This is a genomic window from Jatrophihabitans sp. YIM 134969 (assembly GCF_054456675.1).
Genome location: NZ_JBTJEQ010000067.1, coordinates 1 through 20944, shown reverse-complemented (window position 1 = coordinate 20944; position 20944 = coordinate 1). Strand labels below are relative to the sequence as shown.

The following is a 20944-nucleotide window of genomic DNA, read 5'->3' as shown; positions in this document are numbered from 1 at the left end:
CAGCGGGCGCGGCTCGACCGCGAGTTCGCCGCGACCACGACGGCCTGGGAGGCCGGCCGCCGCATGCTCGACCGCGGCGCCCGCAAGCGCCTGGCCGGCAGCCACGACGTCCTCGCCCGCACCGGCCGGCAGCTGGCGTTCGAGCTCTCGCTGGCGGCCGCCGACACCGACCCGGTGCACCGCAGCGGCTGGCTCGCCGACCTGCGCTTCCGCGTCGACGCGTTCGTGACGGCCTGCGGCGCCTTCCGGCAGGGGATCCTGCTGTCGTCCGGCGCCTACGGCGACCAGGCGGGTGTGGCCGCCACGGCCGTCGTGCTCGACCTCAACCGCCCCGACCTCCGCGTGGTCGACGTCGACCCGGCCGTCTCGCTGGACAAGACGCCCGCCGCGCGCTGAACCACCGCTGCGGCGGGAGCACGCGGCAGACTGGGGCGATGCAGGTCGCGCGGTTGTTCCGTCACCCGGTGAAGTCCGTGAGCGGCGAGGAGCTCGACGCCGTCGAGGTCGACGCCCGGGGGATGGCCGGCGACCGCGTGTGGGCGCTCTACACCGACGACGGCGGGATCGGCAGCGGCAAGAACAGCACCCGCTTCCGCAAGGTCGACGGACTGTTGCAGTGGGCATCAGAACTGCCGGGGACCGGTGCGCCGGTGCTGGTCGCACCCGACGGCCGTCGGGTCGCCGTCGACAGTCCTGATGCGACGGCCGTCCTGCGCGCGGAGTTCGGCCGCGAACTCACCCCGCGGCCCGAGACCGGCGTCGTGCACTTCGACGACGCCCCGCTGCACCTGGTCACCACGTCGTCGCTGCGGACCCTCGGCGCGGAGGCGGGCGGCGAGGTCGCGGTGCGGCGCACCCGCGCGAACGTGCTGGTCGACACCGGCGACGCCGAGGGTTGGGTCGAGGACGACTGGTTGGGCCGCGAGATCACGCTCGGCGACGTCGTCGTGCGGGTCACCGCGCCGATGCCCCGCTGCGTCATGGTCGACATGAGCCACCGCGGCGTCGACGGTGACGTCAAGATCCTCAAGCCCCTCGGCCGCACCCACGCGGTCGAACTCGGCGTCATGGCCGAGGTCGTGCGTCCCGGCCGCCTCGCCGTGGGTGACGCGGTCACCGTTCGCTGAGATCGGCGCGATGTCAGCTCTCGTCGGGCGCCGGGTGCGGCGGGGCGGGCTGGACCCACTTCAACAGGTCGGCGACCGACTCGACGACGTGCGACGGCCGGTAGGCGAACGCGTCGATGGCCTCGGTGGTCGTGATGCCGGTGAGCACCAGGAAGGTCTCCAGGCCGGTCTCGATGCCCGCGACGATGTCGGTGCGCATCGAGTCACCGACCATCGCGGTGGTCTCGGAGTGCGCGTCGATCCGGTTGAGGCCGAACCGCATCATGATCGGGTTGGGCTTGCCGACGTAGTACGGCTCGATGCCGGTGGCGCGGGTGACGAGCGCGGCGACCGAACCGGTGGCGGGCAGCGCCCCCTCCGACGACGGTCCGGTCGGGTCGGGGTTGGTGGCGATGAAGCGGGCGCCGTCGTCGATGAGCCGGATGGCCCGCGTGATCGCCTCGAACGAGTACGTGCGGGTCTCACCGAGCACGACGTAGTCGGGGTTGGTGTCGGTGAGGGTGTAGCCGACGTCGTGCAGGGCGGTCGTCAACCCGGCCTCGCCGACCGCGTACGCGGTGCCGCCCGGGCGCTGGGAGTCCAGGAACGAGGCGGTCGCGAGCGCCGAGGTCCAGATCGAGTCCTCGGGCACGATCAGGCCCTCGCGGCCGAGCCGCGCCGCGAGGTCGCGCGGGGTGTAGATCGAGTTGTTGGTGAGGACCAGGAACCGGTGCCCCAGCCGTTCCAGGGTCTCGAGGAACTCGACGGCTCCGGGGATCGGGCGGCCCTCGTCCGCGAGGACGCCGTCCATGTCGATGAGCCACGAGTCGATCGGTGCGCGCGACGCCATGGGACCAGTCTGTCCTCAGACCGGCCCGACCGGAACACCGCTACCGTCCGGACGCATGACCGACCTCGCCATCACCACGGATCAGATCACCGGCGTCGGCATCGGCACGATCGCCGTGGTCGTCGTCATCGGGTTGATCATCGCGCTCGTCGTCACCAAGGTCGTGGTCAAGGTGATCGTGGCGCTGCTCGTGGTCGCGCTCGCCGTCGTGGTGTGGACGCAACGCACGGCCGTCACCGACGCCGCCAAGGACGCGGCGAAGCGGTGCGACGCGAGCTTCTTCGGCATCCACGTCGAACCCTCGAACGACGACGTGCGCCGGGCCTGCGACCGGATCGCGGGGAGCTGACCTGCGGGCCCGTCAGACGGCGGGCGGCTCGACCGCGGCGGGATCCTCGTCCGGACGGGCGGCGGCTGCCTTGTTGCGCCGGCGGTGCTTCAGGAACTCCAGCACCACCGGCAGGATCGACACCACGGCGATGAGCAGCGCGATGGCCTCGACGTTGTTCTTGACGAACTCGATGCCGCCGAGGAAGTAGCCCAGCAGCGGGAACCCGACGCCCCAGACCACGGACACCCCGATGGAGAAGATCGCGTAGCGACGGAAGTCCATGCGGCTCGCGCCGGCGATGACCGTGATGAACGTGCGCACGACGGGCACGAACCGGCCGGCGATGATGGCGAACGGGCCGCGGGCCTCGAAGAACTCGTGCGCCTGCGTGACGTACTTGCGTTTGAAGATCCGGCCGTCGGGACGGTCGAACAGGGCCGGGCCCGCCTTCCGACCGATCCAGTACCCGACCAGGCTGCCCGCGGACGCCGCGATCGGCACGCCGACCAGCACGGCCCAGAGCGGGACGTCGAAGACGCCGCTCGCGATGAGCAGGCCCGCCGCGAACAGCAGCGAGTCGCCCGGCATGAAGAAGCCGATCAGCAGCCCGCACTCGGCGAAGATGATGACGTACAGGCCGATGAGGCCGAACGTGTTGACGAGGTAGTCGGGGTCGAGGATCCCCGGAGCGGCCTGGTACACGGATGTCGAGGGTAGAGCCGACGCATGGGTGCCGCGTGTGTCGCAGCCGGGTGACTCACAGGTTCGTGGTCAGTAGACGGTGTAGCCGCCGTCGGCCACCAGTACCGATCCCGTGACGAACGACGCGGCGTCGGAGGCGAGGAAGACCACGGCCGGCGCGATCTCGGACGGCTCGGCCGCCCGTTGCTGCGGGGCGTCCTCGATCCACATCCGGTGGAACTCCGGCCGGTCGACCGGCGCCATGTCGGTGCGGACGTAGCCCGGCGCCACCGCGTTGACGCGGATCCGGTGCGGCGCCCACTCCGCGGCCAGTGACTTCGTCAGCTGGTGCACCGCGGCCTTCGACGCGTTGTACGCCGGCTGGAACTGGGGCCGGTTGACGATCTGCCCGGAGATCGAGCCGATGTTGACGATGCTCCCGCCGCCGTGGTCCTTCATGTGCCGCGCGGCGACCTGCGAGACGCGCCACAGCGCGGTGACGTTGAGGTCGAGCACGGCGTCCCACTCGTCGTCAGGGACCTCGAGCGCCGGCCGGTGGAAGCAGATGCCGGCGTTGTTGACGACGACGTCGAGCCCACCGAGCCCGGCCACGGTGTCGGCCACGACACGTTCGACGTCGGCGGGGACGGTGACGTCGGCGGTGACCGCGAGCACGTCGTGACCCGCGGCACGCAGTTCGCCCACCACGGCCTCGTTGGCCGTGGTGGTGCGACCGCAGAACGCCACGCGCGCCTCCGCCGCGAGGAGGCCGTCGACGAACGCGCGGCCCAAGCCGCGGTTGCCCCCGGTGACGAGGGCGACCTTGCCCGTCAGCGAGAACGGGTCAGTCAAGGACGGTGACGCCCTTCCAGAACGCGACGCGACCCTTGATCTCCTCGGCCGCCTCCTTCGGAGCCGGGTAGTACCAGGCGGCGTCGGTGTTGGTCTCGCCGTCGACCTCGAGGGACAGGTACGAGGCCGTGCCCTTCCACGGGCACACGCTGGTGCTGTCACTCGGCCGCAACACGGCCTGGTCGACACTCTCCATCGGGAAGTAGTGGTTGCCCTCGACGATCACGGTGTCAGCGCTCTGGGCGATGGTCGCCCCGTTCCACACGGCAGTTGGCATGTCGACGAGCCTACGACCCCGTCCGATGTACGACGGGTGTTTGTCGGTTTTGCGTGAAACTTCCGGGTCGACGGTTTGGTCCGTGATCGAGTGGGCAAGAGTGGGGCACCCCCACGTCGCCCGTATCGGGCCGAAACCTCGGAGATCCCCCTTGCGCTTCACACTTTCCTCGCGCGCTGCCCTCATCGCTCCCGCTCTCGGACTCGCTCTGCTGGCCGGGACCGCGACCGCTCTCGTCGCGGTCGTCCCGGCCGTGTCGACGCCCGCCGTGGCCGCCGCCGCGACGGTCCAGCCGACAGCCGCCAACACCGGTGTGCCGTCGGGCGCCACCCTGAAGCCGGTCTACGGCACGCTCGTGCTCAACAAGGCCGGCACCACCTACAGCAACCTCGACATCCACGGCCGTGTGAAGGTCACGGCGCCGAACATCACGCTCGCGAACTCGATCGTGCGCGGCGACGCGACCACGAAGCTCGGTTCGCTCGTCGACTGCAACGATCCGTCGTCGAACCACGCGGGATTCACCTTGCGGGACAGCACGTTGACCGCGCAGTACCCGTCGATCTACCAGGTCGGCATCGTGGGTCACGACTTCACCGTGCTGCGTGCGGAGATCACCCGGACGCTCGACGGTGTGCACGTGGTCGGCGGCCGGGTCACGGTGACCGGCTCCTGGATCCACGACACGTACTACATCCCGGCGTCGCAGAGCCCGGACCACCAGTACACACACAACGACGGCGTGCAGGTCATCGGCGGCTCGAGCATCACCGTCACCGGCAACACGATCTCGGGCAACAGCAACGCGGCGCTCATGGTCGGTCAGTCGTCCGGGGTCGTGACCGGCGTGCGGTTCTCCGACAACTGGTCGAGCGGCGGCGCGTGCACCGTCAACATCGTCGCCGTGCCGCGGGCCACGATCAGCGGACTCACGATCACGAGCAACCGGTTCCTGCACAACACCCGCGTCGCGAACTGCGCGATCCTGCAGAACAGCGGCGTCACGATGACGACCAGCGGCAACATGTGGTCGGACACGAACAAGGCGGTCACGCTGACGCGCGGTAGGTGACGGACGGCGCCTCGCGGGGTCTGCGGGATACTCCCCGCGAGGCACCGCCACCGAACCGTCCCCGCCGACCGGTCCGATCCTGGGAGGGATCCCGTCATGCCCATCGCGACGCCCGAGTCCTACGCCGACATGCTCGACCGCGCCAAGGCCGGTGGGTTCGCCTACCCGGCCATCAACGTGACGTCGTCCGAGACCGTCAACGCGGCCGTCAAGGGGTTCGCCGACGCCGGCAGCGACGGGATCATCCAGGTCTCCACCGGCGGCGCGGAGTTCGCCTCGGGCACGGCCGTCAAAGACATGGTCACCGGCGCGATCGCGTTGGCCGAGTTCGCCCACGTCATCGCCGAGAAGTACCCGGTGCAGATCGCGCTGCACACCGACCACTGCCCCAAGGACAAGCTCGACAGCTACGTCCGGCCGTTGCTCGCGGTGTCGCAGGAGCGGGTCGACCACGGGCGCCAGCCGCTGTTCCAGTCGCACATGTGGGACGGCTCGGCCGTCGAGCTGCACGAGAACCTCGACATCGCCGAGGACCTGCTCACCAGGGCCGCGGCGGCGAAGATCATCCTCGAACTCGAGATCGGCGTGGTCGGCGGCGAGGAGGACGGCGTCGTCGGTGAGGCGTCGGAGAAGATGTACACGACCTCGGGCGACGCCGTCCTCACCGCGGAGAAGCTCGGCCTCGGTGAACGCGGGCGGTACCTGCTCGCCGCGACCTTCGGCAACGTGCACGGCGTCTACAAGCCCGGCAACGTCAAGCTGCGGCCCACGGTGCTGCGCGACATCCAGGCGGCGGTGGCCGAGAAGTTCGGCACCCCCGACAGCAAGCCGTTCGAGCTGGTCTTCCACGGTGGCTCGGGCTCGGCGCTTGCGGAAATCCGCGAGGCGCTCTCGTACGGCGTCGTGAAGATGAACGTCGACACCGACACCCAGTACGCGTTCACCCGGCCGATCGCGGCGCACATGTTCAGCAACTACGACGGCGTGCTGAAGGTCGACGGCGAGGTCGGCAACAAGAAGGCCTACGACCCGCGCAGCTACCTCAAGGCGGCCGAGGGTGGCATGGCGGCCCGCGTCGTCGAGGCCTGCGAGAACCTCCTCTCGGCCGGGACGTCGCAGAAGTAACGTCGTCCGCGTGACCACCCCGCACGCCCCGCACGGGCGCGACCTGCTCAACCGTCCGACCGAACTGCCCGTCGACCCCGCCGTCGCGCGGCTGGAGGCGGGTGAGGACCCCCGCACGGTCGCGGCGTCCGTGCCCACCTCGTCCGCGGCCTGGGCGGCGCTGTCGAGCGCGGCGCTGGCCGACGACCCGGTCGCGGCCTACGCGTTCGCCCGCACCGGCTACCACCGCGGGCTGGACTCGCTGCGCAAGGCGGGCTGGAAGGGTGCGGGGCCCGTGCCCGCCTCGCACGCGCCCAACCTGGGCGTCCTGCGCTCCTTCGCGGCCCTGCGGGACGCCGCGGCGGCCATCGGGGAGACGGCCGAGGTGGAGCGGCTCACCGCCCTGCTGGCCGACGCCGACCCCACCTTCGCCGCCTGATCGACTAGCCTGGCGCGCTGTCCGCGCGCCGTCGGGCGCCGCCGATCTTCCCGAGGAGTCCCGTTGCCGGCTGTCGTGCTGATCGGTGCCCAGTGGGGCGACGAGGGCAAGGGCAAGGCCACCGACCTGCTCGGGTCCCGTATCGACGCCGTCGTGAAGTTCAACGGCGGCAACAACGCGGGTCACACCATCGTCATCAACGGTCCGTCGGGGCCCGAGAAGTTCGCCCTGCACCTGCTGCCCTCGGGCATCCTCACGCCCGGTTGCAGCGCGGTGATCGGCAACGGCGTGGTGATCGACCCGGCCGTGCTGTTCGAGGAGATCGACGGCATCGCCGCCCGCGGCGTCGACACCTCGAATCTCATCGTCAGCTCCAACGCCCACCTCATCGCGCCGTACAACACGGTCCTGGACAAGGTCGGCGAGCGTTTCCTCGGCAACCGGCGCATCGGGACGACCGGGCGCGGCATCGGCCCGACGTACGCGGACAAGATGTCGCGGATCGGCGTGCGCGTGCAGGACCTGTTCGACGAGGTCGTGCTGCGCGAGCGGGTCGAGGGCGCGCTGGAGATGAAGAACCAGATCCTGGTGAAGATCTACAACCGTCGCGCGATCGACGTCGACGAGACGGTCGACGAACTGCTCTCCTACGCCGACCGGCTGCGGCCGATGGTCGCCGACACCTCGCTGCTGCTCTCGGGCTGGCTCGACGAGGGCAAGACGATCGTGCTCGAGGCGGGCCAGGCGACGATGCTCGACGTCGACCACGGCTCCTACCCGTTCGTCACGTCGTCGTCGGCCACGGCCGGTGGCGCGTGCACCGGTTCGGGCATCCCCCCGACCCGCATCGACCGGGTGGTCGCGGTCGTCAAGGCGTACACGACCCGCGTGGGTGAGGGCCCGATGCCGACCGAGCTGGTCGACGAGAAGGGCGAGTGGCTGCGGCAGCAGGGCGCCGAGTACGGGACCACGACCGGCCGTCCCCGCCGCACCGGCTGGTTCGACGTGCCCGTCGCGCGGTACGCCGTGCGGATCAACGGCGTGACCGACTTCGTGCTCACCAAGCTCGACACCCTCACCGGTCTCGACGAGATCCCGGTGTGCGTGGCCTACGAGGTCGACGGCGTGCGGCACGAGGAACTGCCGATGACCCAGGCCGAGTTCGCCCGCGCCGTGCCGATCTACGAGACCTGGCCCGGTTGGACCGAGGACATCACCGGCGCCCGCACCCTCGACGACCTCCCCGGCGCCGCCCGCGACTACGTGCTCGAGCTGCAGAAGCTCTGCGGCACCTCGATGTCGGCCATCGGCGTCGGCCCCGGCCGCGACCAGATCATCGCCGTGCGCGACCTGCTCCCGTCGTGAGGGTCCTGGTCGTCGGATCGGGCGGGCGGGAGCACGCGCTGTGCCTGGCGCTCGCGGCCGACCCGGACGTCACCTCGCTGGTGTGTGCCCCGGGCAACGCCGGGACGGCCGCGGTGGCCGAGCAGCGCGGGCTCGACGTGTCGGACCCGGCCGCCGTCGCGAAGCTCGCGGTCGACGAGGGCGTGGACCTGGTCGTCATCGGGCCGGAGGTGCCGCTGGTCGCGGGCGCCGCCGACGCCGTGCGTGACGCGGGGATCGCCTGCTTCGGGCCGTCGGCCGCCGCCGCCCGGCTCGAGGGCAGCAAGGCGTTCGCCAAGGAGGTCATGGCCGCGGCCGGCGTGCCCACCGCGGGATCACGCGTCGCGTCCACCCCGGAGGAGGCGGCCGCCGCGCTCGACGCGTTCGGCCCGCCCTACGTGGTCAAGGACGACGGTCTGGCCGCCGGCAAGGGTGTGGTCGTCACGAGCGACCGCGCCGCGGCGCTCGCCCACGCGGCGGCGTGCGACCGGGTCGTGATCGAGGAGTTCCTCGACGGCCCCGAGCTCTCGCTGTTCGTCGTCACCGACGGTGTCGACGTCGTGCCGTTGGTCCCGGCGCAGGACTTCAAGCGCGCCCGCGACGGTGACCGCGGCCCGAACACCGGCGGCATGGGTGCCTACGCGCCGCTGACATGGTTGCCTGATGCAACGGTCGCCGAGGTGGTCGACGCTGTGGCCCGACCGACGATCGGGGAGATGTCCGAGCGGGGCACGCCGTTCGCCGGCCTGCTCTACATCGGGTTGGCCTACACGAAGGCCGGTCCGAAGGTCATCGAGTTCAACGTGCGGTTCGGTGATCCCGAGACCCAGGTCGTCCTCCCGCTGCTCGAGACCCCGCTCGGGGGAGTGTTGCACGCTGCAGCGGTCGGGCGGCTCGGGCAGCACGCTCCGTTGGTCTGGCGCGACGATTCGGCCGTCACCGTCGTGCTCGCCGCGGCGGGTTACCCCGACACCCCCCGCACCGGCGACGTCGTGACCGGCGCCGACGAGGACGGCGTGATCCACGCCGGAACCCGCCTGCGGGACGACGGCGCGACCGTGAGCAGCGGGGGCCGGGTGCTCGCCGCCACCGCCGTCGCCCCGACACTCGCCGAGGCCCGCGACGAGGCCTACGAACTGCTCCGCCACGTGCGCCTCGACGGTGGCCACTACCGGCAGGACATCGCCCTCGCCGCCGCCGAGGACCGCATCACCCTGCCCTGACCGGATTCTGTGTCTTCTCGCGTCGTCTGGCCGCAGGAGTACACAGAATCTGCCTCAACCCGTGGCGACGGGGCGCGACGGGTCGTTGCTCCACGCCGAGAACGAGCCGGGGAACAGGCGACCGGTGCGGCCGGCGTGCTCCAGGACCAGCAGGGTGTGGCAGGCCGTGACGCCCGACCCACACGACGAGACGATCTCCCCGGGGACGGCGTCGAGGCGTTCGGCGAGGGTGTCGTCGTCGAGCAGACGCCCGTCGTGGTCGGTCCAGTCGCGGGCCGGGAGGTTGACCGCGCCGGGGATGTGGCCCGCCTGGGGGTCCATGGGCTCGACCTCGCCGCGGTACCGCTCCGGCGCACGGGCGTCGAGCAGGGTGAAGTCGCCGCCGGCCGCGACCTCGTCGATGGTCGCCAGGGACTCGCGGGGCCACGGTCGCGAGGAGAACGCCGCGGGTGGGCGCAACTCCTCACCGGTGGCGAGCGGGCCGTCCCACGCCGCGAGGCCGCCGTCGAGCAGCGCGGCGTCGTGCCCGGTCACCCGCAGCATCCACACCAGCCGGGCGGCGATCACGCCGCCGTCGTCGTCGTACGCGACCACGGTGTCGGACTCGCCGATGCCCAGGCTCGCCATCGCCGCGGCGAAGTCGTCGGGCGACGGCAGCGGGTGGCGGCCGTCGGTCGGCGCGCCGTGGCGGGCGAGGTCGGTCTCCAGGTCGACGTGCACCGCGCCCGGGACGTGTCCGGCGAGCCAGGCGTCGCGCCCCACCCGCCCGTCGAGGTAGGAGCGGGCGTCGGCGAGGACGACGCCCGGGTGCTCACGCACCCACTGCAGGTCGACGAACGGAGGGATCACCCCGTCACCGTAGGCCGAACCGGACCACGCCCCGATCACGAAGCGAGAGCGTGCACCCGCACGGGAACAGTGGAAGCGTGACGGACGACGACGGGGTCGACGACCTCGACCTCGGCCGTCCGCCCATGTCGCGTCGCACGCGTCGGCGCCTCGGCGCCGGACTCGTCGCCGTGGTCGTCGTGGCCGGTGCCGCGATCGTCTCCGTGCAGGTACTCGACCGGCCGGCGAGCCCCGCCCCGGTGGCCGTGTCAGCTCCGGGCGGGCCACCGGACCGCGGGTTCGCCGGCGGGCCGGTCCTCACCGAGGTCGACGGCCGCACCGAACTGGCGGTCCCCGGCGGCGCGATGTTCGGGGGTGCGGCCATGAACGTCGCGCTCGAGCCGGCCACCGACGCCCTGGCGGCGGTCCAGCGGGTCATCCCCTCGCTGCACGACGTGCGCGGTGGGCGGGTGGTCGACCCCGACGTCCACTACGGCGTCTACCTGCAGGGCACCTACGACGCCGTCGACGGCTCCCCTGTGACCTTCACGCTCTACACGGCACGGGCGCCGGAGACCCCGCCCGAGGTCGAGGTCGGGGTCGTCCCGGTGGTGGTCGGCGACGAGCGGACCGTGCGCACCGACGTCTCGGTCTACACCGGCACCGGGTGGTGGGTGCACGCCGTCGCGCAGGCCCACACCCCCGACCCCGTCAGCGGCGACCAGGCGGGCGTGGTCCGCGCCGCCGCCGTCGACCCGGTGCTGGTCTCGTGACCGCCCCGGTGACCGACGACGCCCTCGACATCGGGCGGGAACCGCGCCCGCCGCTGTCGCCCCGCACGAAGCGCGCGGTCGTCGCGGTGCTCGCGCTGCTCGTGGTCGGCGCCGTCGTGGCCGTCCTGCTCGTCCGGCCGGGTGGCGGCGACCGACGCCGGCCGGTCGCCGACGCGCCCACCCCCGCGCCGTCGTCCTCGGGAGAGTTCCCCGCCGGCCCGGTGCTGGTGTCCGTGGGCGGGACCGACGCCCTGCAACCGCCCGGCCTGCCCGGCCTGGGCTCCTCGACCGGGCCGGTGACCCTGCAGCCCGCGCCCGAACTCGTGCGCGTCGTCGCCGCGGCCCTGCCGGGACTGCGTGACGTCCGAGGTGGGCGCACCCCCGAGGACGGCAGCCGGTTCGGCTTCTACCTCGACGGCGTCTACGACGGCGTGGGCGGCCCGGTCCGGGTCAGCCTCTACTCGGTCGTGTCGCCCGGGACCACCTACGGCGCCGACCGGTTCGTGTCGCGGTCGAAGATCGGCCAGGACTACCGCGTGCGCACCGACGTCTCGGTGTTCACCGGCAGCGGGTGGTGGGTGCACGCCGTGAGCCTCGGACCCGACGACCCGTCCGCGCTCCGCACCGGCGAGGTCGCCCGGTTGCTGCCGCTGGCCCGCGACCCAGCGTTGGTGACGCCGTGAGCGCGCCGGTCGACGAGATCGACGTCGGTCGCGATCCGCGTGCCCGGGCCCCGTGGCACCGGTGGTCGCGGCGGCGCCGCCAGGTCGTGGGCGGCGTCGCGCTCGTCGTCGTGCTGGCCGCCGGGGCGCTGTGGCTGGCGCTGCGGCCTTCCGATCCCGCACCGACCGCCCGGGCGGTGCCGCCGGTCGCGCTCGGTGCCCCCGGCGCCGACGTCGTCCAGACGCTCCCGCCCGACGTCGCCAGCTGCCCGCCCACCGCGGAGACCTGCGCGTACGACGACGACGTCGACCCCGCCGACGAGCAGGCCTTCCGCGCCGCCTTCGGTTCGGCGGGCTACATCGGCCGGCAGACGGTCCGCGACGCCGAGACCGCCGAGGTCTACCTGCAGCTGATCCGGTTCACGACCGGCACGCTCGTCACCGTCACCCTCACCCAGCAGCCGGTCGCGCTGCTGCCGGAGCCGCCCGTGGTGGACGACGACCCCACCGACGTCGACCGCCGCGACGGCGGGTTCACGCTCACGGCCGTGCGCGACGGCTACCTCATCACCGTCACCGCCGCGGGGCTGCCGGGTCAGGTGCTGCCGGTCCGCGCCGCCCAGCAGTGGGTGCGCACCGCCCCCGCTCCCTGAGCCGGCGTCGGGCCCACCACCCCGGCTGGGACGATGGAGGCGTGTCGATCCCCAACGTCCTCGCGGCCCGCTACGCGTCCGACGCGATGAGCGAGATCTGGTCGCCCCACCACAAGGTCGTCCTGGAACGCCGGCTGTGGCTCGCGGTCATGCGCGCCCAGCGTGAGCTCGGGGTCGACGTGCCCGAGGCGGCGCTGGCCGCCTACCAGGAGGTGGTCGACCGTGGTATCGAGGCGGTCGACCTCGACAGCATCGCCGCCCGTGAGCGGGTCACGCGGCACGACGTCAAGGCGCGCATCGAGGAGTTCGCGGCGCTCGCCGGGTCCGAGCACGCCCACAAGGGCATGACCAGCCGCGACCTGACCGAGAACGTCGAGCAGTTGCAACAGCTCGACGGTCTCCGGCTCGTGCGGCACAAGGTGGTCGCGGTGCTCGCCCGGCTGGCGCGCCGGGCCGCCGAGTACGACCAGTTGGTGATGGCCGGGCGTTCGCACAACGTCGCCGCGCAGCCGACCACGCTGGGCAAGCGCTTCGCCTCGATCGCCGACGAACTGCTGGTCGCCCTCGCCCGCCTCGACGCCCTGCTCGAGCGGTACCCGATCCGCGGCATCAAGGGTCCGGTCGGCACCGCGCAGGACATGCTCGACCTCGTCGGGTCCGAGGAGTCCCTCGCCGCGCTCGAGGACTCGGTCGCCCGTCACCTCGGGGCATCGCACGTGCTCACCAGCGTCGGCCAGGTCTACCCGCGGTCGTTGGACTACGACGTCGTGACGACGCTGGTGCAACTCGCCGCCGGGCCGTCGGACTTCGCGACCACGCTGCGGCTGATGGCGGGGCACGAGCTCGTCACCGAGGGGTTCGCGCCGGGGCAGGTCGGGTCGTCGGCCATGCCGCACAAGATGAACACCCGCTCGGCCGAACGCATCAACGGCTTCATGGTGATCCTGCGCGGGTACGCGTCGATGCTCGGTGAGCTTGCCGGGCAACAGTGGAACGAGGGCGACGTCTCCGACTCCGTCGTGCGCCGGGTCGCCCTGCCCGACGCGTTCTTCACCATCGACGGCCTGCTCGAGACGACGTTGACCGTGCTCGACGACTTCGGTGCGTTCCCCGCCGTCGTCGCGCGCGAACTCGACCGGTACCTGCCGTTCCTCACCACCACCGCCGTGCTCATGGCCGCGGTGCGGGCGGGGGTCGGGCGGGAGACGGCTCACGAGGTCATCAAGGAGCACGCCGTCGAGGTCGCACTGGGCATGCGTGAGAAGGGTGCACAGGACAACGATCTGTGGGAGCGCCTCGCCGCCGACTCCCGGCTCGGGCTCGGTGCCGACGACCTCGCCGGCGTGCGGGCCGACCCGCTCGCGTTCACCGGCGCGGCACGGGCGCAGGTCGCGGCCGTGGTCCGGGCCGTCGACGCCGTCATCGCGACCGACCCCGACGCCGCGGCCTACCGCCCCGCCCCCATCCTCTAGAGCCGAGATCCTGTGTACTTCTGCAGCGTCAGAGCGCAGGAGTACGCAGAATCCGGTCCTACTCGACGCGCACGAGGCGACCGTTGCGCAGTGCAACGGGGATGGGGTCGACGATTTCGAACGCGTCGACCCCGTGCCGTTCGAGGTTGCGGAAACCCAACAGCACCCAGGAGCCGTCACGGCGTTGCACGAGCGGGGCGGCGAACAGATCCGGTTCCTCGACGAACGGCTGAGCCCGGCTGATGTCCCACGGGCCGGCGAGTGACGGGCCGGTGACCGACCAGGTGCACCACCGCGCGCCCGCGGCTAGCCGTGCGGCGCTCATCTCGGTCGGCTCGCAGGTGAAGACCAGGGTCGGGACGCCGTCGACCAGCCGCACCTGCGGGACCTCGAGCTGACCGAAGCCGTGGCCCGGCTCGGTCACCGGCGGACCGAGTTCCCAGTGCAACAGGTCGGTGCTGCGCGCCTCGGCGAGCACGCCGTCGTCGTGGTGCGCACCGCCCGCGGCCCGCGCGGTGACGAGCATCCGCCACCCGTCGCCGTCCGGGTCGCGGAACACGAACGGGTCGCGCCAGGTCTCGCTGACGGTGGGGTCGTCGTCGAGCGTGCGGTACCAGGAAGACCCGACGGCCAGCACCGGTTCGTCGGACAGCCGCCGCCAGGTCGTGAGGTCGTCGGAACCCGCGACGCCGATGCGCTGGTCGCGCAGGCCGTACCCGCCGGTGTTGACGGCCGTGTAGAACATCAGCCACCCGCCGTCGGGAGCCCGCACGACCGAGCCGGTCCACACGGCGAGGTCGTCCCAGCCGCACGGTCCGGGTCCGAGCGCGTCGGGTCGCGGTTCCCAGTGGACGAGGTCGACCGAGGTGGCGTGGCCGATGCGGGCCGCGGTGTGGCGGGCGTCGAACCGGCCGAGCGCCCGGGGCGCGGTGAGGAAGAACAGGTGGAACAGCTCGCCGTCGTCGACGACCCAGCTGTCCCACACCCACGCGTCGTCGCGTCGGAGCACCGGACGTCCCCTCCTCGGAACGGAAGGGGCGTCACGTTACCGCAAACGTTTACGGAGTGTGAGGTCGCCGCCGCCGGAACCAGCGTCGCCGGGGGCCGGCGCCACCCGCGTCGGTCGGGTCGCGCACCCACTCGACGGTGAAGACGGGGGCGTCGGCCGGCCCGCGGGCGAGGCCGCGGAACTCCCGGCCCTCAGCGGTGAAGCCGAACCGGACGTGGGCGACGACCTGCAGGTGGTCGGCGCGGTCGCCGACCACCGTGACGGTCGGGCGCGAGCAGACCAGCGAGGGTGCAGGGTCGACGCGGTGCTTGGCGAGCCAGCGGTCCCACCCGGCCCGCATGACCTCGCGGGCCTGGTCGACGGCGTCGTCGGCGGCGCGCGCGAACGCAGCGGGGTCGTCGAACGGGGCGCCGGTGAGCTCGGCGATGCGGTCGCGGGTCGTGGTGTCGAGCCGCCAGGCCTGCGAGTCGTGGCGCGGGGTGCCGTGCACGGGGGGGTCCTCCTGCCCGGGACGCCGTCGTGGCTGACGGCCGGGCTCTCGCCCCAGTGTGCAGACGGCCGCCACCCGGAACACCTGGTACCCGACAGATCCGGCCTGTTCGGGCATCGGACGCGACCTCGGCGCGGACTCCGGCCGCTCCGGGAAGCCCACCCCTCTGGGAGGATGGACGCGTGACCGCAGCGCCCGACGGTTGGGACCACGTCCACTCCGGCAAGGTCCGCGACCTGTACCGCACGCCGGACGGCCGGATCGCGATGGTCGCCTCGGACCGCATCTCGGCCTACGACCACGTGCTGTCGACCCCGATCCCCGACAAGGGCCGGGTGCTCACCGCGATGAGCGTCTGGTGGTTCGAGCAGCTCGCCGACGTCGTGCCGAACCACCTGCTCGCCACCGACGACCCGGAGCTCCCGGACGCCTGGCGCGGGCGCACGATGATCTGCCGACCGTTGCACATGGAACCGGTCGAGTGTGTGGCCCGTGGCTACCTCACCGGCGGCGGGCTCTCGGAGTACGAGCAGAGCGGGGCGGTCTCGGGCATCGCCCTGCCGCCCGGCCTCGTCGACGGCTCCCGGTTGCCCGCTCCGCTGTTCACGCCGTCGACCAAGGCGCCGATGGGCGAGCACGACCAGCCGATCGGCTTCGACGACGTCGTGGCGACCGTCGGCGCCGAGCGGGCCGAGCGGCTGCGGGAGCTGACGCTCGCCGTCTACGCCCGGGGTGCCGAGGTGGCCGAGAAGGCCGGGATCCTGCTGGCCGACACCAAGATCGAGCTCGGCACCACCGACGACGGTGAGCTGCTGCTGGCCGACGAGGTCCTCACCCCGGACTCCTCGCGGTTCTGGCCCGCCGACGGGTGGGAGCCCGGCCGCCGGCAGCCGTCGTACGACAAGCAGTTCGTCCGTGACTGGTTGACCTCACCCGCCTCGGGCTGGGACCGGAACGGGTCGGAGCCCCCGCCGCCGCTCCCGGACGACGTCGTGGCCGCCACCCGGGGCCGCTACGTCGAGGCGTACGAGCGGATCACCGGCGAACAACTCACCTGACGGCGGCGCCGGGGTGCGGTAGACCGCACCCCATGACCCTCATCCCGGAGACGCTCACCGTCGACTGCGCCGACTGGCCCACGCTCGTGACCTTCTGGTCGGCGCTGCTCGAGTACACCGACGACCCGCAGAACCCCAACGCACCCGGCGACCCCGAGGGCCTGATCATCGGCCCGGCCGGCGGCCCGAGTCTGCTGTTCCTCCCGGTGCCGGAGCCCAAGACCGTCAAGAACCGGCTGCACCTCGATCTCACCCCGGTCGGTGCCACCCGCGACGAGGAGGTCGATCGTGCGGTCGGGCTCGGAGCCACGGTGGTCGACGACCGCCGTGAGCCGGACGGCCCGGGGTGGGTGGTGCTGGCCGACCCGGAGGGCAACGAGTTCTGCATCCTGCGCAGCGCGGCCGAACGGGCCGAGTACACGGCGGCCCACGCCGGCGACTGAACCGGTCCGGGCCGCCCGCGGGGTGACCCGGAGGTACCCCGGGCAGGACCGAGGTCGAGATCGGGGTCGAGATCGGGGTCGCCCCGGAGGGAACGGGCGACCGGACGGACGAGGGTCGTCGTCATGACCACCACCGATCAGACGTTCCCGTCCAGCTCCACCCCGCCCGCCGCGCGAACCGGCCCGCGACGACTCCTCCGCAGCCGGAGCGACCGCGTGGTCGCCGGCGTCGCGGGCGGCATCGCCGAGTACACCGGCGTCCCCGCCCTACTCGTCCGGCTGCTCGTCGTGGCGTCGCTGTTCATGGGCTGGGGCTGGCTCGCCTACCCGGTGCTCTGGATCGCGATGCCGGAGGAGTGACGGTCCGCCCGGCTCAGGCGTCCAGTTCGCGCTGCCGGTCGGCCTCCTCGGTCCGTGCGCGCAGCACCGGCATGTGCTCGTGGGCCTGCCGGTCGATGAACTCGCCGAAGGCCGGGGTCTGGTCGGTCTCGCCGCGGAACACGGCTTCCCACGAGACCCGGCCGGACGCGACCTGCTCGCCGACCTCACGCATGCCCGGGCCCAGCGCGCCGTCGCGTGCGGCCCGGGTGAGGTCCTCGCGCTCCTGTTCGGTGAACGGCACCGCCTGCCGGGCGTGCTCGATGCGGGCCCGGGCCTCGCTCAGTGCGTCCTGCAGCTGGGCCCGGGCGTCCGCCACGCTCGTGGGGCGGGGCCGCTGGTCGAGTTCCTCCAGGTCGCGCCGGAACTGCCGCAGGGACGGCAGGTCGTCGTCGCGTCCGGGGGTGGTCATGCCGCTCCCGGGACGCCGGTCGCCGACGCCGCGGACGGCACCGCCTCGGTGGTGAACACGCCGTGGGTCACCACGATCATGTCCTTGGTGAGGATGACGAGGTCCTTGAACACCTTGATGACCTTCATGGCGCTCCACATCGTGGTGAGCGCCTCCTTCACCGACTTGATCAGCTTGACCTGGCCGTAGAAGGGGATCGCCGCGTTGGCGAGGCCCGCCAGCACGAGGTCCATGATCAACTTCACCATGTCGACGACGACCTGGGCCATCTCGAGGGCCTGCTCACCCAGGTCACCCAGCGCGACCGCGACCTGCTGCATGGTCGCGGCCTGCTCGTCGAGGAAGGCCTTCCACTGCTCGAAGTGCGCAGCCATCGCGGTGGCCGCCTCGCCCTTCCAGGTCAGCAGGATCTCCTCGAGCCCGGCGGTGACGTTCTGGTCGATGGCGTCCATCGCGGCGCCGAGCTGCTTCCAGGTCTCGACCTGCATGGACAGCTTCTCGGTGTCGCCGACGAGGAAGTCGGTCACCTCGCGGCGCAGGCTGTAGCCGCTGACCATCTCGATGGCGCCGTCGACCTTGTCGATCAGGCCGCCGAAGCTCACCTCCGGCAGCGGCCCGAGGGTGGGGGCGGCGCAGCTGAAGTACGGCGTCGTGACGTCGGCGAACCCGCTCACCGCCGGCCACCTTCCAGCCCCGCGAAGCGGTCACCGGTCTTGACGTCCCGGTCGCGGTAGTCCACGGCGGAGGCCGAGAGCGCCGTCGCGTCGACCCCCATGTTGGTCGCGGCGCGGTTCAGGACGTCGTCGACCCGCGGCAGCAGGTCGGTGTACGCCCCCGAGATGAGGTCCATGATCACGCCGAAGTCGCCGTCAGGGATCTGCGAGGCGCGCTGGTCCCCCGCCTGCTCCAGGTACCCGCGTTGCCGTTCGACCATCGCGCTCCAGGCTTGCAGCGCCTCCAGGTCGACGTCGAAGCCCGCCATGGGTCTCCTCCCGGTTCGCGCCGGACGCGGTCGTCGGGACGCTCCGGCAGGTGCAGACGTGTTTACCTCGCCAGGAAGGATTCATAACGACAGCCTGACCTCGGGCTGCTGCCGCGGAAGGCTTCCCGACCGCCCGATAGGCTGCGGCACATGGCTCGCGTGGTGGTGGACGTCGTCCTCAAGCCCGAGATCCTCGACCCCCAGGGGCAGGCGATCCTCGGTGCGGCGGGCCGGCTCGGACTGCCCGGCGTCGTCGCCGTGCGCCAGGGCAAGCACTTCGAGATCGACCTCGACGACGACGCCGATCCGGCCGTCGTCGAGCGCCTCGCCGACACCCTGCTCGCGAACCCGGTGATCGAGGAGTTCCGCATCCGGAGCTGACCGGCAGCCGACCGGCGGCCCACCGCCGCGGTCGGCAACCCGCCGCCCCCAGGGCGCGTCCGGTACCGGCGGTTCCTTGAGTTTCGCCGTGCCGGGATGTCCGCTCCGCCCGGAGTGCCCACGTGTTTCTTCAGCGTGAGCCAGGTGTTCTCGCAAGCTCCCGGGTTCCAGTGGCGGAAAGTACCTGTCTGGGAAACCATTGACTCGTCAAGTTGCCGTGAAGCGGCATAGACGACGGAATCCGTCGCCACCGCTCCCCGTGAAGGATGAGTTCAGTGGTCATGTTCCTGTTGCAGTCACCTCCGCCGCGTGACACAACCCGGTCCGCGCGTCGTCCGGTCAGCGTGACGACGCTCGCTCCCGGCGCCAGCGTGGTCCGCGCCCGGCCCACGGGCGTCGGACCGTCCTCGCCGCTCACCGACGCCGCGGTCGGGCTCGTGGAACGGGTCGCGGACGTCCGCCGCCAGGTCGGCGCCTCGCTGGTGCGGCTGCGCAACCCCGGCCCCCGGCTGCGCCCGGCGCGCATGGTCGTCGTCGTCCCGGCCCACAACGAGGGCGACCCCCACTGGGACGCCCCGAGCGGACGCGCGCCCGCCGGGTCCACCTCGATCGAGCGCACCCTGGCCTCGATCGAACGTCAGACCCGTCGCCCCGACCTCGTGGTGGTCGTCGTCAACAACTCGACCGACGACACCGAGGAGCGGGCCAAGACGTTCCGGTGGGCCACGGTCGTCCACCTGCGCAACAACGCCGACCGCAAGGTCGGCGCGCTGAACTACGCCTGGCAGCACTGGTCCATGGGCTACGACTTCATCGCGGGCGTCGACGCCGACACCGAGCTCGAGCCGGACTGCCTGGAACTGCTCGAGAAGGAGATCGTCGCGCGTCCGCAGGCCGCGGGGGTCATGGCCCGGTACACGATGCGCCAGGAGGAGGCCGCCACCGGCGTGGCCCGCGTCCTGGTCCGCGCCCAGCGGCTGGACTTCAGCGCGTGGGTCGACGAGTCCCTCGCCCGCAACCGCGACACCTACGTCCTCGGGGGCCAGGCCACCCTGTTCCGCCGCGACGCGCTCGCGCAGGTCACCGACGAGCACCACCGCGCCGGCCCGTGGGATCCCGCCGCCGACGTCGAGGACATGGAACTCACCTGGCGGATGAAGGAGCACAACCGGGTCGCCGTGACCTCGGCCGAGGCCCGGGCGTACGTCGGCGCCATGCACTCGATGAAGTCGTTCTGGGCCCAGCGCCTCAAGTGGTCGCGCGGCATGGCCGCCCTGCTCAAGACCACCGGCATCACCCGCACCACGTGGCACCCGTGGAAGCAGCAGTTCGGCATCCTGCTCAACGCCCTCATCCGCGTGGCCCTGATCTTCCTGCTGCCGGCCTCGCTCATCGCCCACCAGTTCGTGTGGAGCTGGTTCTGGCTGACGCCGGTCGTCCTGGCCTGGGTCCTCAACGTCCGCAGCGCGATGCGGGTCCCCGACCGGACCCGGGCGGACGTCGTCTACGCGGCCCTGCTGCTACCCGCCGAGTTCTACCTCTGGTTCCAGATCGCGGTGACCACCGCCGCGTGGACCCAGGTGCTGGCCGGGTCCCGGGCCGACGCCTGGGCGGCCCAGAGCAAGGCCGAGTCCGGCGCGTCCCGCGGCTGGTGGAAGATCCTCGTGGTCGTGGGGGCCCTGGGGGTCGCGGCCTACGGCGTCGCCCTCGGCTGGCAGCGGGTCTCGCCCGAACTGCAGGCCCACGTGCTCACCACCGGCTGGGCCGTGCTCTCCGTGCTGACCCTCCTGCAGTGCCTGGTCATGCTTCGCCGCATCATCCGCCGCTACCACGGCCTGCGGCCGTGAGCGCCCGTCGCGCCACGGGCGCGGGGCTCCTGCTCGCGGCGGTGCTCTCGCTGTCCGCCTGCTCGCTGCCGGGGCTCGGTGGGACGTCGACCGCCCCGGCGACGGCCGCCCCGACCACCGTCGCCGCCCCGGCAGGTCGCCGACCACCGGCGCCCGGTCGGTCCAGGTCTCGGTGACCCGCCCGGCGAGCTCGCCGCCCTGCAACACGGTGTCGGCCGTGACCTCGGCGAACGCGACG

27 protein-coding genes are annotated in these 20944 nt (G+C 72.3%); 17 read left to right on the top strand and 10 right to left on the bottom strand.

Features of this window, described 5'->3' with window-relative positions; translation table 11 throughout:
• Both ACXR2U_RS22320 and ACXR2U_RS22315 read left to right on the top strand, forming a co-directional pair.
• The coding region (locus tag ACXR2U_RS22320) for a hypothetical protein (protein ID WP_458827298.1) at positions 1 to 396 on the top strand (396 nt) is incomplete at its 5' end.
• Positions 397 to 434: 38 nt separating this feature from the next.
• On the top strand, positions 435 to 1127 hold the full coding sequence (locus ACXR2U_RS22315; protein WP_458827297.1) for an MOSC domain-containing protein: 693 nt from the start codon (positions 435 to 437) through the stop codon (positions 1125 to 1127).
• 13 nt (positions 1128 to 1140) lie between these two features.
• On the opposite strand, the gene ACXR2U_RS22310 is transcribed toward ACXR2U_RS22315, so the two are convergent.
• On the bottom strand, positions 1141 to 1956 hold the full coding sequence (locus tag ACXR2U_RS22310; RefSeq protein ID WP_458827296.1) for an HAD-IIA family hydrolase: 816 nt from the start codon (positions 1954 to 1956) through the stop codon (positions 1141 to 1143).
• A 55-nt stretch (positions 1957 to 2011) separates the two neighbouring features.
• Here ACXR2U_RS22310 and ACXR2U_RS22305 point away from each other — a divergent pair, with 55 nt between their 5' ends.
• Complete coding sequence (locus ACXR2U_RS22305; protein ID WP_458827295.1) at positions 2012 to 2305, top strand: hypothetical protein; 294 nt, start codon at positions 2012 to 2014, stop codon at positions 2303 to 2305.
• A gap of 12 nt (positions 2306 to 2317) precedes the next feature.
• Here ACXR2U_RS22305 and ACXR2U_RS22300 read toward each other — a convergent pair whose 3' ends face one another.
• The 3 genes from ACXR2U_RS22300 to ACXR2U_RS22290 form a co-directional block, all read right to left on the bottom strand.
• A complete protein-coding gene (locus tag ACXR2U_RS22300; protein WP_458827294.1) occupies positions 2318 to 2989 on the bottom strand; it encodes a DedA family protein in 672 nt (223 codons plus the stop codon).
• Positions 2990 to 3058: 69 nt separating this feature from the next.
• On the bottom strand, positions 3059 to 3820 hold the full coding sequence (locus ACXR2U_RS22295) for an SDR family NAD(P)-dependent oxidoreductase (protein ID WP_458827293.1): 762 nt from the start codon (positions 3818 to 3820) through the stop codon (positions 3059 to 3061).
• The gene (locus ACXR2U_RS22290) at positions 3813 to 4097 is read right to left on the bottom strand and encodes a DUF427 domain-containing protein (RefSeq protein WP_458827292.1); all 285 of its coding nucleotides are present in this window, start codon (positions 4095 to 4097) and stop codon (positions 3813 to 3815) included. Before ACXR2U_RS22290 ends, ACXR2U_RS22295 begins: the two co-directional genes overlap by 8 nt.
• A gap of 151 nt (positions 4098 to 4248) precedes the next feature.
• Between ACXR2U_RS22290 and ACXR2U_RS22285 the strand changes: the two genes are divergently transcribed.
• The 5 genes from ACXR2U_RS22285 (at position 4249) to purD (ending at position 9318) form a co-directional block, all read left to right on the top strand.
• Entirely contained in the window at positions 4249 to 5169 is a 921-nt protein-coding gene (locus ACXR2U_RS22285) for a right-handed parallel beta-helix repeat-containing protein (protein ID WP_458827291.1), read from the top strand.
• Positions 5170 to 5265: 96 nt separating this feature from the next.
• Positions 5266 to 6294 (top strand): class II fructose-bisphosphate aldolase, encoded by a 1029-nt coding sequence (gene fbaA / locus ACXR2U_RS22280; protein WP_458827290.1) that lies wholly within the window; start codon positions 5266 to 5268, stop codon positions 6292 to 6294.
• Positions 6295 to 6304: 10 nt separating this feature from the next.
• Positions 6305 to 6712 carry a DUF3151 domain-containing protein gene (locus ACXR2U_RS22275; protein ID WP_458827289.1) on the top strand — a complete coding sequence of 136 codons (408 nt, stop codon included), beginning with the start codon at positions 6305 to 6307 and terminating at the stop codon, positions 6710 to 6712.
• A gap of 63 nt (positions 6713 to 6775) precedes the next feature.
• Positions 6776 to 8077 carry an adenylosuccinate synthase gene (locus ACXR2U_RS22270; RefSeq protein ID WP_458827288.1) on the top strand — a complete coding sequence of 434 codons (1302 nt, stop codon included), beginning with the start codon at positions 6776 to 6778 and terminating at the stop codon, positions 8075 to 8077.
• Positions 8074 to 9318 carry a phosphoribosylamine--glycine ligase gene (gene purD / locus ACXR2U_RS22265; RefSeq protein ID WP_458827287.1) on the top strand — a complete coding sequence of 415 codons (1245 nt, stop codon included), beginning with the start codon at positions 8074 to 8076 and terminating at the stop codon, positions 9316 to 9318. The genes ACXR2U_RS22270 and purD overlap by 4 nt, the downstream gene beginning before the upstream one ends.
• 54 nt (positions 9319 to 9372) lie before the next feature.
• On the opposite strand, the gene ACXR2U_RS22260 is transcribed toward purD, so the two are convergent.
• Positions 9373 to 10167 (bottom strand): sulfurtransferase, encoded by a 795-nt coding sequence (locus ACXR2U_RS22260; RefSeq protein WP_458827286.1) that lies wholly within the window; start codon positions 10165 to 10167, stop codon positions 9373 to 9375.
• A 77-nt stretch (positions 10168 to 10244) separates the two neighbouring features.
• Here ACXR2U_RS22260 and ACXR2U_RS22255 point away from each other — a divergent pair, with 77 nt between their 5' ends.
• The 4 genes from ACXR2U_RS22255 to purB are packed head-to-tail and all read left to right on the top strand — an operon-like array spanning position 10245 to position 13706.
• The gene (locus ACXR2U_RS22255; RefSeq protein ID WP_458827285.1) at positions 10245 to 10919 is read left to right on the top strand and encodes a hypothetical protein; all 675 of its coding nucleotides are present in this window, start codon (positions 10245 to 10247) and stop codon (positions 10917 to 10919) included.
• Positions 10916 to 11602 carry a hypothetical protein gene (locus ACXR2U_RS22250; protein WP_458827284.1) on the top strand — a complete coding sequence of 229 codons (687 nt, stop codon included), beginning with the start codon at positions 10916 to 10918 and terminating at the stop codon, positions 11600 to 11602. The genes ACXR2U_RS22255 and ACXR2U_RS22250 overlap by 4 nt, the downstream gene beginning before the upstream one ends.
• Entirely contained in the window at positions 11599 to 12234 is a 636-nt protein-coding gene (locus tag ACXR2U_RS22245) for a hypothetical protein (RefSeq protein WP_458827283.1), read from the top strand. The genes ACXR2U_RS22250 and ACXR2U_RS22245 overlap by 4 nt, the downstream gene beginning before the upstream one ends.
• Positions 12235 to 12275: 41 nt before the next feature.
• On the top strand, positions 12276 to 13706 hold the full coding sequence (gene purB / locus ACXR2U_RS22240) for an adenylosuccinate lyase (protein ID WP_458827282.1): 1431 nt from the start codon (positions 12276 to 12278) through the stop codon (positions 13704 to 13706).
• 58 nt (positions 13707 to 13764) lie between these two features.
• Here the strand turns inward: purB and ACXR2U_RS22235 are convergent, their stop codons facing one another.
• Positions 13765 to 14715 (bottom strand): glycosyl hydrolase, encoded by a 951-nt coding sequence (locus tag ACXR2U_RS22235; RefSeq protein ID WP_458827281.1) that lies wholly within the window; start codon positions 14713 to 14715, stop codon positions 13765 to 13767.
• A 49-nt stretch (positions 14716 to 14764) separates the two neighbouring features.
• Entirely contained in the window at positions 14765 to 15205 is a 441-nt protein-coding gene (locus ACXR2U_RS22230; protein ID WP_458827280.1) for a hypothetical protein, read from the bottom strand.
• 182 nt (positions 15206 to 15387) lie between these two features.
• Between ACXR2U_RS22230 and ACXR2U_RS22225 the strand changes: the two genes are divergently transcribed.
• From ACXR2U_RS22225 to ACXR2U_RS22215, 3 genes are all read left to right on the top strand, one after another.
• Positions 15388 to 16263 (top strand): phosphoribosylaminoimidazolesuccinocarboxamide synthase, encoded by an 876-nt coding sequence (locus tag ACXR2U_RS22225; RefSeq protein WP_458827279.1) that lies wholly within the window; start codon positions 15388 to 15390, stop codon positions 16261 to 16263.
• 32 nt (positions 16264 to 16295) lie between these two features.
• Entirely contained in the window at positions 16296 to 16706 is a 411-nt protein-coding gene (locus tag ACXR2U_RS22220) for a VOC family protein (RefSeq protein WP_458827278.1), read from the top strand.
• Between the two features lie 123 nt (positions 16707 to 16829).
• On the top strand, positions 16830 to 17066 hold the full coding sequence (locus tag ACXR2U_RS22215; protein WP_458827277.1) for a PspC domain-containing protein: 237 nt from the start codon (positions 16830 to 16832) through the stop codon (positions 17064 to 17066).
• A 13-nt stretch (positions 17067 to 17079) separates the two neighbouring features.
• On the opposite strand, the gene ACXR2U_RS22210 is transcribed toward ACXR2U_RS22215, so the two are convergent.
• The 3 genes from ACXR2U_RS22210 to ACXR2U_RS22200 are packed head-to-tail and all read right to left on the bottom strand — an operon-like array spanning position 17080 to position 18478.
• Positions 17080 to 17496 (bottom strand): hypothetical protein, encoded by a 417-nt coding sequence (locus ACXR2U_RS22210; protein WP_458827276.1) that lies wholly within the window; start codon positions 17494 to 17496, stop codon positions 17080 to 17082.
• Positions 17493 to 18170, bottom strand: a complete 678-nt coding sequence (locus ACXR2U_RS22205) for a WXG100 family type VII secretion target (RefSeq protein WP_458827275.1) — start codon at positions 18168 to 18170, stop codon at positions 17493 to 17495. Before ACXR2U_RS22205 ends, ACXR2U_RS22210 begins: the two co-directional genes overlap by 4 nt.
• Positions 18167 to 18478, bottom strand: a complete 312-nt coding sequence (locus ACXR2U_RS22200; protein WP_458827274.1) for a hypothetical protein — start codon at positions 18476 to 18478, stop codon at positions 18167 to 18169. Before ACXR2U_RS22200 ends, ACXR2U_RS22205 begins: the two co-directional genes overlap by 4 nt.
• Positions 18479 to 18628: 150 nt before the next feature.
• Between ACXR2U_RS22200 and purS the strand changes: the two genes are divergently transcribed.
• Both purS and ACXR2U_RS22190 read left to right on the top strand, forming a co-directional pair.
• Positions 18629 to 18859 (top strand): phosphoribosylformylglycinamidine synthase subunit PurS, encoded by a 231-nt coding sequence (gene purS, locus ACXR2U_RS22195; protein ID WP_458827273.1) that lies wholly within the window; start codon positions 18629 to 18631, stop codon positions 18857 to 18859.
• Positions 18860 to 19203: 344 nt separating this feature from the next.
• Positions 19204 to 20706, top strand: coding sequence for a glycosyltransferase family 2 protein (locus ACXR2U_RS22190; protein ID WP_458827272.1), 1503 nt, complete (start codon positions 19204 to 19206; stop codon positions 20704 to 20706).
• The last annotated feature ends 238 nt before the right edge of the window (positions 20707 to 20944 follow it).